This is a genomic window from Antarcticibacterium sp. 1MA-6-2 (assembly GCF_021535135.1).
Taxonomy (GTDB): Bacteria; Bacteroidota; Bacteroidia; order Flavobacteriales; family Flavobacteriaceae; genus Gillisia.
This window is the reverse complement of the sequence record NZ_CP091036.1, coordinates 1,656,486-1,671,689: the sequence shown is the minus strand read 5'-3', so window position 1 is coordinate 1,671,689 and position 15,204 is coordinate 1,656,486. Positions and strand designations below refer to the sequence as shown.

The following is a 15,204-nucleotide window of genomic DNA, read 5'->3' as shown; positions in this document are numbered from 1 at the left end:
GTTTCTCCAGTAAAGAATTTAGAAAAAAGAATTTTTTAAAATATTTCATAAAAAAAGAAAACTACTCTTTTACCAAAGCTAATGATTCCGGATTTGAAGCATGGAAGAGAAAAGTGGTTCATCAGTTTGAAATTTATTATCACGAGCGGAATCTTCAGAAATTTGACCTTAAAATAGACAGGGAGAAACTGATTGAAGCATTGCTGGTAAATCTTGAAGAATTATTTGCAAGAATAGAAGCGCATCATCTGCCTTATGCTGAATTATATAATGAACTTTTCTCCTGGTACACTTTTACCCGGATGCACCTGGCAAAACATCTTTTAGTGGCTGGTTCCAAATTTCACGCCTATTCCCCCGCAATGTCCCTGCAAATGCTTACTCTTACCAGCAGGATCCATCCTAACCAACGTCTTAATTACAGGTTTGCAAAACAATTATTCAGAATGAATAAAGATCTGAAGAGACTAAGCACTGTACCTACAGCTCAGGCTCCACTGGTACCTCAAAATTTTCCTGACCTGCTGAAATTTGCGATGTGGGGAATTCGCTCCACGGCAGATCAATTTTTGATTCGCCGGATGATGAAAAGTAAAAATTTCCATGGCTTGGTATCGGTTATTTCAGTCTATCAACTGGGCTCGCGTTTATCAGCATCCAAAAATGGAACAGCACATAAAAGCCTATTTTGAACCGAATGAAATTGGCAATCTTTTTTATGAAGATTTGCACAAGCAGGCGATAGAGCGTAAAAAGCTGGTACAATGGCCTTTTGCTAATCTTAATATTATTAATGCCGCCAGTCTTAATGTGGAGTTGAACAGCATAAAGAAATTTAGAAAAGATGCGTTTTAGCCTGATCATATGTACCTATAAGCGTCCTGCACCACTCCTGAGGCTCCTGGATTCTGTGGGGAAACAGGAAGCAAAACCTGATGAGATCCTGATAATTGATGGTTCTCCCGATAGCAATACCTTGAAAGCGTTAGAAAAGGAAAATTATCCTTTAGTTAAGTATTTCCAGGTAAAGGAGAAAGATCGGGGTCTTACCCGCCAACGGAATTTCGGGATCAGGCAGCTCAATATTAGATCTGAAGTAGTTTGTTTCCTGGACGATGATGTGGTACTTGAAAAAAGCTATTTCGAAAATCTTTTGGAAACTTACTATAAAAAACCTGATGCAGTTGGAGTGGGAGGTTATATTCTAAATGAGGTGAAGTGGGAAAAAAAGAAAATCCGGCTTCGTATAGAGAGTTTAAAATTGATGGATGGACCAGAAACCTTGGCAGCAGGAATTTGCTGCGAAAGAAATTTGGACTATTAAGCGATAGAGCACCTGGCATAATGCCGGACTTTTCCAACGGTTTTTCCACAGGTTTTCTGCCACCATCCGGAAAGATATATCCTGTAGAATATTTTATGGGAGGAGTCGCTTCTTACAAAAGGGGATTGGTTGAAAAAATAAATTTCTCACCCTACTTTGAGGGATACGGTCTTTACGAGGATATGGATTTTTGCCTTAGAGCTTCCTCACTGGGGCAGCTTTATGTAAATACTGCGGCACCCTTACATCATCTCCATGAAGAATCGGGACGCCCCAATAATTTTGAATATGGTAAAATGGTGGTGCGGAATGGTTGGTATGTATGGCGCGTAAAATACCCACAACCGAAACTACGAGCACAGCTGAAATGGCACGGTACCCTTTTACTGTTAACCCTGGTAAGAATAGGTAATATTTTTACGACTTCTAAAAGAAACGAAGCCTTAACTGAAAGTCTGGGAAGAATTGCTGGCTGGTACAGCCTTTTTCTGGATAAGCCGCTGATAAAAGATTCTCGGGAGTTATGAATTAAAAATCAATTTTTTAGCCTTAACAAGAAAAACGATTAGTTATAACTTTTATTGACTGGTAAAGGAGTCGACGTTTTCATTTTCAGGAGGTTCATTTTATATGGTGTTTATTCAACCGTGGAAAGTTTGTATTATTTCAGCAAATATGTGACGAAAGGAATCATTTTTTGATCACTCAAGATTTACTGGGAAAAACTTGGCTAAGGTTACGAATTAGACGTGCATAATGAATCAGAAGGTTATGTTTATATTTATTTCCGGAAAAACCACTTACTCCTCTAATTCTTAAAGGTATGTAAAAAGGTTTAAATGTTTTTCCTTCGATTTTATTGTATTGGTGAATGGAATCCCATAATGATAATTCAAAATTGTAGAGAAGAGTTATATTTTGACCTACCTCCAATTGGTACGGCCAAAAATCTAAAGTGAAAAAAAAGCACCTGGAATCCATATTTCCCTGTTTATAGGAATTTGCATATACCAAATGGTTTTGTTTCTTTCTATACTTTAGAAATGTTCTGGAAAGTTTTTTGAAGTTTAGAACCTGTAATCTTCCGGCTATTTTAGCAATCGCTTTTGCTTCTTTTATAAAGGTTGAGTTTTGAATGGCAAAATCAATTATTTCCAGTTCTTTAAATGCCTTACCACGATCGGGTTGAATCGGTTCAGATTTAAATGACAGGTATTCAATTCTTTCTGGTAGCAAGGGAAATTCCGCTAGTTGATCACCTGAATTTTCAGCAAAAACAATTTTATAATTTGTTTGATGAATATAGAAATTTAAGGCTTCAAGATATTGCTGCTTTCGAATTTTTGGTTCTGTGACCTTAAGTTTGGAATAAGTATTCGGAGTAATTGTGGCCGTAAGTAATATAATAAGATCTTGGTTCCTGTTTTTCATGTAATAAATGAATGGGATTTTAATCTATTCCGGATTAATACAACCCAAAGATTAAATTTTCCAAAAATTGATTTATTTTAATTACGTAAGTTAATATTTTATGATTGAAAATGGCCATATATTTAGTTGTTCAAATCTTAGACCTCAGAGAAGACAACTAAACATAATAACCGGGAAACCAGGAATAAAATTGCTGGTGCAACTTATTTTAAAATGTGCAGAAAAGAAAAGAGCTGGTGAATAAAAAAATGAAAACTGTATTTTTAGCTTTTACTTTAAAAAATAGCTCGGTTGCCGATTTTTTTGTAGAATTAGCTAATCGATTAAGTCTTACTTATAAAGTAATAATTTTTTCCCACGCGGTAGAGGAAAATTCCTTATCTATTAACAAGGAAATTATAATTAAAAAATGGCCTTCACCTCGTCCAACCCGAATGGCTGATTTGGTTTTTCTTCAAAGAATGATCAAAAAATATCGGCCACAGATAATGATTTCAAACTTTGCAGCCGTAAACTTATTTCTTATAGTAGGGTTCTTTTATAGAATTCCTCAACGCATTGCCTGGTACCATACTTTATATGCCCAAATTAAGAAGAACAGAATTTTAAAGTTTAGGAAACAATTTATTTATAAACTGGCGACTCATGTTATTGCAAATTCAACAGCGTCTAAAAAAGATTTGGTGGAGCATTTCGGAGTAGCAAAATCCAAAATCTTCGTTGTGCATAATGCGCTACATCGAGCTGAAATAATAAATACTGGAAATCCTGACCAAGTAGTTTATGCAGGTAGACTTGATGCTGTAAAAGGTTTATTAACCTTAATCAAAGCAATGTCTATTGTAGTTAAAGACTATCCTTCTGTAAAACTGCACATTGTTGGAGATGAAAAAACAGGCGATCAGGTAGAAAAAATTAAAGAGATGGTGAAGGATCTAAAGTTGACGGAGAATATTATCTTCAGAGGGAATATATCCCGAAATCAGGTCCTGAAAGAGTTTTCTAAAGCCTGGTTTACGATAGTTCCTTCACACGTCGAAGCTTTTGGATACGTAGTTATTGAAAGTTTTTCTGTAGGAACACCAGTTGTAGGATCTAAAACTACAGGTATTTCCGAAATTATAAGGGATAAAAAAGATGGTTTTCTTTTTAGAGTTCAAAATTTCAATGAACTTGCAGAAAAAATGATCTTACTATTAAAGGATCATAATCTAAGGAATGAAATGAGCATAAACTGCAAAAGAAATTTTGAAGAAAATTTTGAGCTTTCTTCCTCAGTTGAACGCCTCAATAAAATTCTCAATTTAACATAAGGAGATTTTTGATGAAAAAAGATGAGGAAGACATTATAGAAATAAATAAGAGGCAACAGATCTTTTATGACACCAAAGAAAAGAATTGGGCCACAAAGATCTGGTATTCTCTCCGTAATAGGAATCTTCAAAAGATTAGGAAAAGCCTGAACCTTGAGAAGCAAATTCAGGAATTGCACCTGGAATGGTGTGGAGATCTTTCAAATAAAAAAGTCTTGGATCTTGGTTGCTATGAAGGCAATTCCCTCTCTATATATCTGGCCCATAACTCTAAGGAGTACCTGGCTATCGACCTCAGTGAGAAAGGAATTAATCATCTTAGCGGTAGAATTAAGAATATTGAAAATGCACAAGCCGTTGTCGTAGATTTTCTTTCTGAAGATTTTCAAGAAGGTAGTTTTGATCTTATATATGCATATGGGGTGTTGCATCATTTTAAAAATACCAATCAATTAATTGCACGTCTTAAGGAGAAGCTTAACGAAAATGGAACAATTATAAGTAATGATCCTTTAATGACAAGCTTTCCTGTAAAAGTAGCCAGAGGAATTTACAGACCATTCCAGAGCGATAAGGATTGGGAATGGCCTTTTACAAGAAAAACCTACTATAAATTTGCTGCTGCTTTTGAAATAAAAGATCGAAGAGGGATGCTGGGCAGGGTAAAAAAATTGATGTTGTTAAACCTCTTACCTTTTTCTGAACAAAAAAAAACAATGATAGCCGAGAAATGGCATAATAAGGATTGGGAGAATTCAAGACATTCTGATATAGAATTGTTTCGTTGTATGCATATAACGATGTTGATGCAAAAGAAGAATTAAATGCGCTTCGCAATTTTTACTCACGTCTTACATACTGTAGAAGCCGGATGCTATACAGCTTATTCTCCTTATGTGCGTGAAATGAATTTATGGCTAAGGCATGTTGATGAGGTGGAAATTGTGGCCCCGGCCCCACAACCCCCTAAGGGGGAATTTATAGCTAAAAAAACTTATCGTCATTCTAATATTGCCTTTACACAAATACCCGACTTTGATCTTTTAAATTTTAGAAGTACACTTAAAGCATTTTTTAAGATTCCTGTCATTATTTTTAGAATAACAGGTGCCATGAACCGAGCGGATCATTTGCACCTGCGGTGTCCCGGAAATATCGGCCTTCTGGCCTGTATCTGCCAAATCTTCTTTCCAAAGAAAACTAAATCTGCCAAGTATGCTTAGAATTGGGATCCTGAAGCACGACAGCCCTGGACCTACAAACTTCAGAAGTGGATCCTTGCCAATACTTTATTGACAAGGAACATTAAGGTATTAGTATATGGAGAATGGCCTAATCAGTCGAATAATATTTTACCTTTCTTTACAGCTTCTTTTCCTGAGAAGGAAATTTTTGATGCTAAGGAAAAGAGCTTTAACAATCCGTTTCGTTTTTTGTTCGTGGGTAATCTGGTTCGGGGAAAAAATCCGCTGAAGGCGATAAAGATGGTACAGGAACTTCAGACTTTGATGGGCCTTAATCAGGAAAGTTGGCAATTACACTTAAACATCTATGGAGACGGTCCCGAACGTGCAATGCTGGAATATTATTGTGAAAAACATAATCTTAAACGGCTGGTGAGATTTAAAGGAAACCGTACTTTGGAAGAGCTTAAAATGGCATATGAGGATGCTCATTTCGTTATTTTGCCTTCACAATCTGAAGGATGGCCAAAAGCAGTTGCTGAAGGCATGTTCTTTGGTTGTATTCCTATTGCTACGGCCGTAAGCTGTGTGCCATGGATGCTTAATTACGGGAGTCGTGGTATATTAATTCCGGATTTAGGAAAAAGAGAAGAGGAAAGAGAGAAGGGAGAAAGAGTGGAGAGTGGAAAGTGGAAAGAGGAAAGTCATGAGGTGTTAGATGAGACGGTGAAGAAGATAGTTAAAATTATAAAGGATCCTGTTGAGATGAGGAGGATATCGCGACAGGCACAGGAATGGAGTCAACAGTATACGGTGGAGAAGTTTGAAGAGGCTATAAAGAAAGTTTTGCCCCCCCAGGCCCCGAAGGGGGAGCAACAAAAAATTGTATGAGGGTACTTCAACTTATTGACAGTTTGAGACCCGGGGGGGCAGAAAAGATGGCAGTAAATATTGCCAATGCTTTGCTGCCGCATATAGACGGATCTTATTTATGTTGTACTAGGCAGGAGGGGTTGCTAAAGGAACAGCTAAAACCGGAGGTGGAATATCTTTTTTTAAATAAAAAAAGTAGCCTGGATCTCTCTGCTTTTTTAAGACTAAGAAAATTTATTTTCAGGAATAAAATAACAATTGTCCATGCCCACAGCACCTCCTTTTTCCTTGCAAGTATTATTAAAAAATCAGGATTAAAATTTAATCTTATCTGGCACGACCATTACGGAGAGAGCGAATTTTTAGAAAAGAGGGAGTACAAACTACTAAAATTCTTCTCCGGCTCTTTTACGGGTATAATTTCAGTTAATTCTGATCTTAAAAATTGGGCACAAAAGAACCTGAACTGCAAAAATGTGGTAGAAATAAGAAATTTTATCTCTGAACCTACGCCTTCTTTAGATCAGAAGACACTTATAAAAGATCCTGAAAAATCTTTCAAAATTATTTGTGTCGCTAATTTGAGGCCGCAGAAGGATCATTTTAATCTCCTGAGCGCTTTTGAGATGCTGGATCCGACAATGTCTGTGAGTTTGCACTTGATTGGGGAAAATCCCGGCACTCTTTATTCAGTCGCTTTTTTAGAGGCCATAAGCAAATCTCCTGTTAAACAAAAAATTTTTTATTACGGAACTCAAACTGAAATAATATATTTATTAAAACAAGCTGATCTTGGAATATTAGCTTCAAAGTCTGAAGGTTTGCCATTAGCCTTACTGGAATATGGTATGGCAGGCTTACCTGTAGTCTGTACCCGGGTGGGTAAATGCGCAGAATTAATAGGTTCAGCAGGTAAAATAGTAGAGAGAGAAAATCCTTCAGCCCTCTATAATGGAATACTTTTTTATCTTAGAAACAGGGATAAAATGAAGCTTGATGCTGAACGTTTTAAATTTCAAACTGAAAAATTTTCGGAGAAAGAAGTGCTTAAAAATTTGCTTCAATGTTATAAGCTGTGCTAACTAGAGCAAAAAATATTAATTCTGAATATCTGAGGCTTCTTATATTACATATAGGCCTTGGATTTCTTGTTTACTATTTACGGTCTACATCGACTATTGTTATGTTGGCGACACTAGGTTATTTTCTATTTATAACTATTCAGAACGAGAACAGGAATAATGAAGCCTTAATGGGTGCGGCTTATATAGCCGGAGCTGAAGTTTTTTTTAGAATGACTTAGTGGAATGATCTTTTATGAAACCGGGAAATATGCGGTAATAATATTCTTAGCGATTGGTATGTTTTTTAAAGGAACATCATCAAAAACGGTTCCTTACTGGACATACCTTTTAATTTTAATTCCCGGTATAGTTGTAGCCTCCATTACAATGAGCTTAGAAGGTGATTTCAGAAGGTCAGTTATTTTTAATCTAAGTGGACCAGTTTGTCTTGGGGTTGCAGCTATTTATTGCTATTACAAAAAGATAAAACAACAAGATTTTCAGAAGGTCATTATGATGCTACTGTTACCTCTCATTTCGCAGGCTGTTTATTTATACTTATATACTCCAACCCTTCATGAGGGTATTATAAGTTTATCCGGCAATTATGCCGCGACTGGCGGTTATGGACCTAATCAAATATCAACGGTAATGGGCCTGGGAGCCTTTCTTCTTGTGACAAGACTTTTTACAGTAAAAAATAAGCTTATAAATATAATTGATCTTTTATTACTCGCATTTATGGGATATCGTGCAGTTATTACCTTTTCCAGAGGAGGGGTTCTTACAGCTCTTATTTGTATAGCCGCCTTTATTTTGTTTTTTTACATAAAACAGAACAAGAGAGAATTGACTGGAATTAATCTGAAAATTTTTATTTTACTAGGATCTATTGGTGCAATATGGCTGCTCTCTTCTGTAAATACTTTCGGTTTAATCGAAAACAGATATGCAGGGAGAGATGCGGCAGGACAATTAAAAGATGATATTACTACTGGAAGAGTAGAGTTAGTAACAACAGAATTACAAGCATTTTACGACCATCCTTTGACTGGTATTGGAGCAGGAAAAGGTTATGAGTATAGAGAAGAAACATTAGGTATAGAAATAGCTTCTCATAATGAAATCAGTCGTTTACTTTCGGAACATGGAATACTAGGTATCGTTGCACTACTTATTCTTATCTTTGTCCCCATAGTTTTTTGGACGAAGTTCAAAAACAACTACTATTTTCTGGCTTTTGTGGCCTTTTGGTTTTTAACAATTAACCACTCAGCAATGAGAATTGCACTGCTTACTTTTGTGTATGGGCTGGCATTATTATATATCGTAGATGAAAAAAAGGATCCTGTATATAGGAAACGACTTAGCAGTTAACAGTTTTACGGCTACCTACATTTCCTTTTTCAGCAGGGTGCTTAAGAAGGAGGGATACCAGGTACGGAAAGCTTCCAACAAGAGCAATAAAGCTTTGCGGCTGGTGGAGATGCTGGGGCTGATAGCTAAACACCATAAATCTACAGATATCGTTCTTATCGACACCTATGGGGCGATGAATTTTTATTACGCTTATCTTGTAGCAAAGGCCTGCCAGATCTATAACCTCGATTATATCCCTATCCTTCACGGGGGAAATTTGCCGGAACGGTTAAGTGATAATCCTATTTTTAAGCAAGAGCCTATTCGGAAAGGCAAAAGTGAATGTGGCACCTTCTTCATTTCTGTATAATATCTTTAAAGAAGCAGGTTTTGAAAATCTGCAGATCATCCCGAATTCAATAGAGTTAAATAAATATCCTTTTAAGGAACGGGGGAGTTTTACACCCAGCCTTCTTTGGGTACGAAGGTTTCAAACCAGGTATAATCCTATGCTCGCGGTGAAAGTGCTGGAGAATTTACTCCTTACTTATCCCGATGCTGAATTGTGTATGGTAGGTCCCGAAAAGGACGGAAGTATGAAATCCTGCAGGGCATATGCAGAAAAATACCGACTTCCTGTAAAGTTCACAGGAAAACTGAAAAAGAAGGAATGGGCAGAAATTTCTACAGATTACGACATCTTCCTGAATACCACCAATATTGATAACACGCCTATAAGCGTCATTGAATCTATGGCGCTTGGGCTGGCAGTAATTTCTACCGATGTCGGCGGAATGCACTACCTGATAAGCAATAAAAAAGATGGCTTGCTGGTGCCACCAAAAGATGAAGTGGCGATGACAGCTGCAGTAAAACAGCTTGTGGAGAATCCTGATGAAACCCGGGAGATGGTGCAGAAGGCAAGGGAGAAAGTTTCCGGTTTTGACTGGGAGATCGTGAAGGAGCAGTGGAACGAATTACTAAAGTAATGGGTAAGACCATTCTCTACATAGGCAACAAACTTTCCTCCTCAAAAACCAATCCCACCACCCACGCTACCCTCGAAGAAGGCTTAAAAGCAGAAGGATACAAAGTGATTTCAGCATCTCCGGTAAGGAATAAGATCCTGAGGCTGTCACATATGATCCTGGTGTTCTTCAAAAATTTCCGAAGAACAGATTACGTGCTTATAGACGTTTACAGTACACAGAATTATTGGTACGCTGTTTTGCTAGCCCGACTTTCAGCAGCATTTTCTAAAAAATACATTCCTATTCTTCACGGCGGAGCTCTTAAAGATCGCTTTAACCGCTCTCCAAATTCTACTAAAAAACTTCTGAAAAATGCCTGGTATATTATTTCTCCGTCCCATTACTTAAAAGAGGAAGTAGAGAGCTTGGGGTATTTGAACGTAAAATATATTCCGAACCCGCTGTTCCTTCAGAAGTACGAATTCAAAGAAAGAAATAAGTTTCAGCCGAAGTTGTTATGGGTGAGGGCTTTTGACAGGATCTATAATCCGTTACTGGCATTAAAAGTCCTGAAAATTCTTCTGGAGAAATATCCCGGAGCAGAACTTTGTATGCTTGGCCCTGATAAAGATGGTAGCCTGGAAATATGCAGAAAGTTTGCTAAAAAGAATAATCTCCCGGTAAAATTTCCCGGCAAGCTGAAGAAAAGTGAATGGGCAAAACTTTCGGTTCACTATGATATATTTTTAAATTCCAGTGAGATCGATAACACACCTGTAAGTGTTATTGAGGCAATGGCCCTGGGCTTACTGTATTGTTTCTACTAATGTTGGGGGCCTGCCTTACCTTATTGAGGATAAAAAGTGTGGCTTCTTAGTACCTGTTAATGATGCTGTTGCCATGGCCAAAGGGGTGATTTGGTTAATTGAAAATCCCGATGAAGCCAAACAAATTGCAGAATGTGGCAGAAGAAAAATAAAAGAATTTGACTGGCAGTTGATTAAACAGGAATGGGATGAGGTACTCGTCTGAAAATTTTTATATTAGGCGTAAAGTTTCTCCAATGCCTCAAAAGTCGCTGGTCCACTTTGATATTTCTGAAAGAAAGGTGCTGCTGCGCCTTCTGGACAATATTGTGGTTCTACTCACTCTCAGCCTGGTTGGCATTATCTTCCATTTTCCCTACTTCAGAATAAGCGAATACAACCTGGAATGGACGTTTACTCTACTGTTATATCTTAACGTTTTTGCAACCATATTTGAATTGTATGACCTTCAGCAGGCAGGAAGATTTGAAGTTACTTTAAAGAATGTAATCCTTACTGCGTCTCTTACGCTGTTGTTTTTTGTGCTTACCCCGTATTACACTCCCAGTCTTCCGGAGAATCGTTTACAGATCCTCTTCTTCTTTATTGCAATGGCTGGCTCTTTACTAATTTGGAGATATGCTTATATTACCTTAATTTCTTCAGCCAGGTTTTATAAAAAGGTATTGTTAATAGGAGATGCGGGAGAATTGGATGCTATGGTTAGTGCGTTGCAAAAGAGCGATCCTAATTATTCCATAGTTGGTTATGTAAATACTTCTAAGACAGATAAATTACCGGAGTCTCCAAATCTGTTACAATTTGAACCGGGAGAAATATCTTCGGTTCTAAAAGAACAGCATATTAACGAAATAGTAGTGGCAAGTTCTACAGTGCGTAATAGGGGAGTGAGTTATTCTCTTTTAGAGGAACTGAATAACCTGTTGCTGGAGGGGGTGTCAATTAAAGATTATACCCAGGTCTATGAGGATATTACCTACCGCGTGCTTAAGACAGCATATTGGGAGCGATTTCTATAAATTCTTCCTGTTTAGCCGAAGCAACCAGAACAAACTTTATAGATTTTTCCACAGGATGTTTGATCTTACAGCAGGGGTTATAGGTCTTTTTTTCTGCGGAATAATAATTCCTCTTGTTTGGCTTGGGAATTTAATTGGCAACCGCGGAAGTTTATTTTACACCCAGGAAAGAATAGGAAAAAATGCAGAGCCTTTTCAAATTATGAAGTTCCGCACAATGCCTGAAAACTCTGAAATTAACGGGCCACAATGGACAGAAAAAAACGACAGCAGGATCACCTGGTTTGGCAGAATATTAAGGAGAACTCGCTTTGATGAATTTCCGCAATTTTACAACATCATAAAGGGAGAAATGAGCGTTATAGGCCCCCGACCGGAACGGCCAAAGTTTGTCAAAGAACTTTCTGAAATAATGCCATTTTACAAAACCCGCCACTTAATAAAACCCGGCCTCACTTACTGGGCGCAGGTAAAAGCCAACTACGGCTCCAGTCACGACGATAGCCTTGAAAAACTGCAATATGACCTTTATTACATTAAACATAGGGGATTGTTCCTGGATCTTAATATTCTGTTGAAGACGTTTAGTACAGTCTTGTTCTTCCGCGGACAGTAGGGGGGTAGTATTGAGAAGTGAGTATTGAGTATTGAGGCGGGAGACCGCTGCGCTGTTAGATTTGAGACGTGAGATTTTAGATTGTTTCGCGGTATCAACTCGCTACCGTCATCGCGAAGCCGTTCTTCAGAACGGCTGTGGCGATCTCATGACTTGGAATTCAATTATACTCGTATTTCTAAACAATGAGATTGCCGCACTCAGGGATCTATTCCCTTACGACACACGCTCATCTTCTTCGCTCGCAATGGCGGTATCGATTTAATTTACATATTTTTCACTCGCAAAGAGCTGAAAAATATGTAAATTAATTATCTAACACTACAGCATTGAAACGCTCCTGGGTCTATATTATGGCTAATAAGAACAAAACCACTCTCTATACCGGAGTAACCTCCCGGCTTAGTCAGCGGGTCATCGAGCACAAGACAAAAAAATATAAAGGATTTTCTGCCAGATATAACTGTGAAAATTTAGTTTTCTTCCGCGAATTTACAGATATAAAACAGGCTATTCAATATGAAAAAAAATTAAAGGCGGGAAACCGTGCCAAGAAAGAGAGCCTTATCAATGAGCAAAATCCTGAATGGAAAGATCTTTATGACGATCTTAAATAGATTCTATAATCATTGTGAAGCCGCTTTGTTAAAGCGGTAAATGTGCCCCCCCCCCCTACCGTCATCGCGAAATAGTTATGGCTGTGGCGATCTTGTGACCTGGAATACAACCATGCTCGCAAAACTTTCTCTCGCTACCGTCATCGCGAAGCCGTTTAAGGCTGTGGCGATCTCATGAATTGAAATTCAATTATACTCGTAGTTCTAAACATGAGATTGCCACACTCAGGAATCTATTCCCTTACGACACGCTCATCTTCTTCGCTCGCAATGGCGGTATCGATTTAATTTACATATTTTTCACTCGCAAAGAGCTGAAAAATATGTAAATTAATTATCTAACACTACAGCATTGAAACGCTCCTGGGTCTATATTATGGCTAATAAGAACAAAACCACTCTCTATACCGGAGTAACCTCCCGGCTTAGTCAGCGGGTCATCGAGCACAAGACAAAAAAGTATAAAGGATTTTCTGCCAGATATAACTGTGAAAATTTAGTTTTCTTCCGCGAATTCACAGATATAAAACAGGCTATTCAATATGAAAAAAATTAAAGGCGGGAAACCGTGCCAAGAAAGAGAGCCTTATCAATGAGCAAAATCCTGAATGGAAAGATCTTTATGACGATCTTAAATAGATTCTATAATCATTGTGAAGCCGCTTTGTTAAAGCGGTAAATGTGCCCCCTACCGTCATCGCAAAACAGTTATGGCTGTGGCGATCTTGTGACCTGGAATACAACCATTCTCGCAAAACTTTCTCTCGCTACCGTCATCGCGAAGCCGTTTACGGCTGTGGCGATCTCATGACTTGGAATTCAATTATACTCGTAGTTCTAAACATGAGATTGCCACACTCAGGAATCTATTCCCTTACGACACGCTCATCTTCTTCGCTCGCAATGGCGGAAAAAAACAACAGCAACCGAGAACCTACAACGAGAACCTACAACCGAGAACCCACAACCGAGAACCTACAACAGAAAACCTACAACTAATATTCCTTCCTCACCGCCTCTTCCTCCGTTCGTATTTAACCACTGCAAACAGGAACAGGAATGCAGCAAGGAATTTTGAGACGCGGGCGATGTAGTCCCCGTGTCTTACGTAGAAAGTTTCTTCAGTATTAAGAGTTACTTCTCCCCGTATGCTTCCAACCTCTGTATAACCCAGAGTCTCCAGGATATCTCCTTTTTCATTTATAAAAGCGGAAATCCCGGTGTTGGCACTTCGCACGATTGATCTTCTTGTTTCTATCGCACGCAGTTTAGCGTAGTTGAGATGTTGCTTATGTCCCTGGGTGTCGCTCCACCAGGCATCGTTAGTAATGATCGTAAGGAAGTCCGCACCATTTCTTACGTAGCAGGTGACGTATTCCCCGTAGACGGACTCATAACAAATAATTGGCGCGGTGGAATAGCCGTTGTTCAGCTCGAATACTGCACGTTCCTCCTGGGTGGTTTTCATCGCCACGGTTCCCCCAAGATCAATCATAACATCTCCCAGGATGGGTTTCAGGATGCTCTGGTAAGGGAAATTCTCAACTCCCACCACCAGCTTTGATTTGTGATATAGCTGCGGCGGACTCTGCTGGTTCATTAAAAATGCCGAATTATAGTCATTGTACCAATCCATCGGCCCGAGTTGGTTGGATTGTTTGGCCACTCTCTCAGGATCATTAAATCTCTCGTACATTGAAATTCCGCTGAGGAAATTCAGGTTCGGACTCTGTTCCAGTATCTGTTTGCTGTAGAAAGCGGCTTCAGATTCCGGAAATTTGTTTAAGACAGTACCACTGGCAAAAACGGTTTCCGGAGCAACGACAAGGGCAGTATTATCTGTGATTTTTTCCCGACTCAGCTTCAGCAGATGTTCTCCTATCCGGGTGTCTGTGACGTTGTACTTTTCTTTGTATGGATCTATATTCGGCTGAAGAATAACCGCTTCCAGGGTTTTTTCAGCTTCAGAATAATAATTCCGAATAAGATATGAAACAGCAATAGGCAGGGCCACAAAGAGAGCTGCTTTAATAATTCCGCGCCAGATGATCTCCCGTTGCCGGAATTCGCGGTAGGAGATAACCGATTTAAAGATGCCAATGTTTACCAGGAGGATCCACAATGTCCCGCCAAATGCCCCGGTATATTCATACCACTGAACCCAGTTATGTGTAACCGCAAAAACATTCCCAAGATTTAACCACGGCCAGGAAAACTCCCAGCCAAGGTGGATGTTTTCAAATATGATCCAGATACTGATGAAGAAAGCAGCACCACTCCGAAAATCTGATCTCTTGGCGACGTAGTGGTAAAGTAAAAATACCAATGACATCAACAACGAATTCACCAAAATGGCAAAGGCTGCTCCAAAAAGGGTAGAGTAGTAGAGCCAGTAAGTGGTGATGAGGTTCCAGATAAGGAAGCTGAGATAAGACAGCCCCAGGATCTGCAGTTTTTTGTACCTGATCTCTGAATTCCTGATGTTGAATTCAGCAAAAAGAAGCGGTACAAAAGCCAGAAATATAAGGATCGGAAATCCGTAGGTTGGCCAAGCAAGCGCCAGGAGGAATCCGCTAAGAAGTGCGTATAGTAAGTTCTTCATTTTT

The 15,204-nt window shown here is 38.7% G+C and carries 20 protein-coding genes; 18 read left to right on the top strand and 2 right to left on the bottom strand.

Going from position 1 to position 15,204, the window contains the following annotated elements; translation table 11 throughout:
• Window positions 1-113: 113 nt before the first annotated feature.
• Genes LZ575_RS08435 through LZ575_RS23460 form a run of 4 tightly spaced genes read left to right on the top strand, consistent with a single transcriptional unit; the run spans window position 114 to window position 1,851 of the window.
• On the top strand, window positions 114-692 hold the full coding sequence (locus tag LZ575_RS08435) for a glycosyltransferase family 49 protein (RefSeq protein ID WP_235330256.1): 579 nt from the start codon (window positions 114-116) through the stop codon (window positions 690-692).
• Window positions 664-855: a hypothetical protein gene (locus tag LZ575_RS08430; RefSeq protein ID WP_235330255.1), complete on the top strand. Its 192-nt coding sequence runs from the start codon at window positions 664-666 to the stop codon at window positions 853-855. Before LZ575_RS08435 ends, LZ575_RS08430 begins: the two co-directional genes overlap by 29 nt.
• Window positions 845-1,324: a glycosyltransferase family 2 protein gene (locus tag LZ575_RS23465; protein ID WP_311196035.1), complete on the top strand. Its 480-nt coding sequence runs from the start codon at window positions 845-847 to the stop codon at window positions 1,322-1,324. Before LZ575_RS08430 ends, LZ575_RS23465 begins: the two co-directional genes overlap by 11 nt.
• The gene (locus tag LZ575_RS23460) at window positions 1,219-1,851 is read left to right on the top strand and encodes a hypothetical protein (RefSeq protein ID WP_311196034.1); all 633 of its coding nucleotides are present in this window, start codon (window positions 1,219-1,221) and stop codon (window positions 1,849-1,851) included. Before LZ575_RS23465 ends, LZ575_RS23460 begins: the two co-directional genes overlap by 106 nt.
• Before the next feature lie 178 nt (window positions 1,852-2,029).
• Here the strand turns inward: LZ575_RS23460 and LZ575_RS08420 are convergent, their stop codons facing one another.
• Window positions 2,030-2,755 (bottom strand): hypothetical protein, encoded by a 726-nt coding sequence (locus LZ575_RS08420; RefSeq protein WP_235330254.1) that lies wholly within the window; start codon window positions 2,753-2,755, stop codon window positions 2,030-2,032.
• Between the two features lie 248 nt (window positions 2,756-3,003).
• On the opposite strand from LZ575_RS08420, the gene LZ575_RS08415 reads away from it, so the two are divergent.
• From LZ575_RS08415 to LZ575_RS08365, 14 genes are all read left to right on the top strand, one after another.
• Window positions 3,004-4,068 (top strand): glycosyltransferase family 4 protein, encoded by a 1,065-nt coding sequence (locus LZ575_RS08415; protein WP_235330253.1) that lies wholly within the window; start codon window positions 3,004-3,006, stop codon window positions 4,066-4,068.
• 11 nt (window positions 4,069-4,079) lie between these two features.
• Window positions 4,080-4,892 (top strand): bifunctional 2-polyprenyl-6-hydroxyphenol methylase/3-demethylubiquinol 3-O-methyltransferase UbiG, encoded by an 813-nt coding sequence (locus tag LZ575_RS08410; protein ID WP_235330252.1) that lies wholly within the window; start codon window positions 4,080-4,082, stop codon window positions 4,890-4,892.
• Window positions 4,893-5,291, top strand: a complete 399-nt coding sequence (locus LZ575_RS08405) for a hypothetical protein (protein WP_235330251.1) — start codon at window positions 4,893-4,895, stop codon at window positions 5,289-5,291.
• A 69-nt stretch (window positions 5,292-5,360) separates the two neighbouring features.
• Window positions 5,361-6,143, top strand: a complete 783-nt coding sequence (locus LZ575_RS08400; RefSeq protein WP_235330250.1) for a glycosyltransferase family 4 protein — start codon at window positions 5,361-5,363, stop codon at window positions 6,141-6,143.
• Window positions 6,140-7,207, top strand: coding sequence for a glycosyltransferase (locus LZ575_RS08395; protein WP_235330249.1), 1,068 nt, complete (start codon window positions 6,140-6,142; stop codon window positions 7,205-7,207). The genes LZ575_RS08400 and LZ575_RS08395 overlap by 4 nt, the downstream gene beginning before the upstream one ends.
• Window positions 7,208-7,432: 225 nt before the next feature.
• Window positions 7,433-8,566, top strand: a complete 1,134-nt coding sequence (locus LZ575_RS08390; protein ID WP_235330248.1) for an O-antigen ligase — start codon at window positions 7,433-7,435, stop codon at window positions 8,564-8,566.
• Window positions 8,523-8,918: a hypothetical protein gene (locus LZ575_RS23455; protein WP_311196033.1), complete on the top strand. Its 396-nt coding sequence runs from the start codon at window positions 8,523-8,525 to the stop codon at window positions 8,916-8,918. Before LZ575_RS08390 ends, LZ575_RS23455 begins: the two co-directional genes overlap by 44 nt.
• Window positions 8,887-9,537, top strand: coding sequence for a glycosyltransferase family 4 protein (locus LZ575_RS23450; protein ID WP_311196032.1), 651 nt, complete (start codon window positions 8,887-8,889; stop codon window positions 9,535-9,537). The genes LZ575_RS23455 and LZ575_RS23450 overlap by 32 nt, the downstream gene beginning before the upstream one ends.
• Window positions 9,516-10,346, top strand: a complete 831-nt coding sequence (locus tag LZ575_RS22430) for a glycosyltransferase family 4 protein (RefSeq protein ID WP_255702883.1) — start codon at window positions 9,516-9,518, stop codon at window positions 10,344-10,346. The genes LZ575_RS23450 and LZ575_RS22430 overlap by 22 nt, the downstream gene beginning before the upstream one ends.
• Window positions 10,300-10,551, top strand: coding sequence for a glycosyltransferase (locus LZ575_RS22425; protein ID WP_255702882.1), 252 nt, complete (start codon window positions 10,300-10,302; stop codon window positions 10,549-10,551). The genes LZ575_RS22430 and LZ575_RS22425 overlap by 47 nt, the downstream gene beginning before the upstream one ends.
• Before the next feature lie 31 nt (window positions 10,552-10,582).
• On the top strand, window positions 10,583-11,365 hold the full coding sequence (locus tag LZ575_RS23445; RefSeq protein WP_311196031.1) for a hypothetical protein: 783 nt from the start codon (window positions 10,583-10,585) through the stop codon (window positions 11,363-11,365).
• Window positions 11,310-11,981, top strand: a complete 672-nt coding sequence (locus tag LZ575_RS23440; protein WP_311196030.1) for a sugar transferase — start codon at window positions 11,310-11,312, stop codon at window positions 11,979-11,981. Before LZ575_RS23445 ends, LZ575_RS23440 begins: the two co-directional genes overlap by 56 nt.
• Before the next feature lie 329 nt (window positions 11,982-12,310).
• Entirely contained in the window at window positions 12,311-12,598 is a 288-nt protein-coding gene (locus LZ575_RS08370) for a GIY-YIG nuclease family protein (protein ID WP_235330247.1), read from the top strand.
• Between the two features lie 352 nt (window positions 12,599-12,950).
• On the top strand, window positions 12,951-13,154 hold the full coding sequence (locus tag LZ575_RS08365) for a GIY-YIG nuclease family protein (RefSeq protein WP_311196029.1): 204 nt from the start codon (window positions 12,951-12,953) through the stop codon (window positions 13,152-13,154).
• Window positions 13,155-13,607: 453 nt separating this feature from the next.
• Here LZ575_RS08365 and lnt read toward each other — a convergent pair whose 3' ends face one another.
• Window positions 13,608-15,200 (bottom strand): apolipoprotein N-acyltransferase, encoded by a 1,593-nt coding sequence (gene lnt, locus LZ575_RS08360; RefSeq protein WP_235330246.1) that lies wholly within the window; start codon window positions 15,198-15,200, stop codon window positions 13,608-13,610.
• Window positions 15,201-15,204 lie beyond the last annotated feature (4 nt).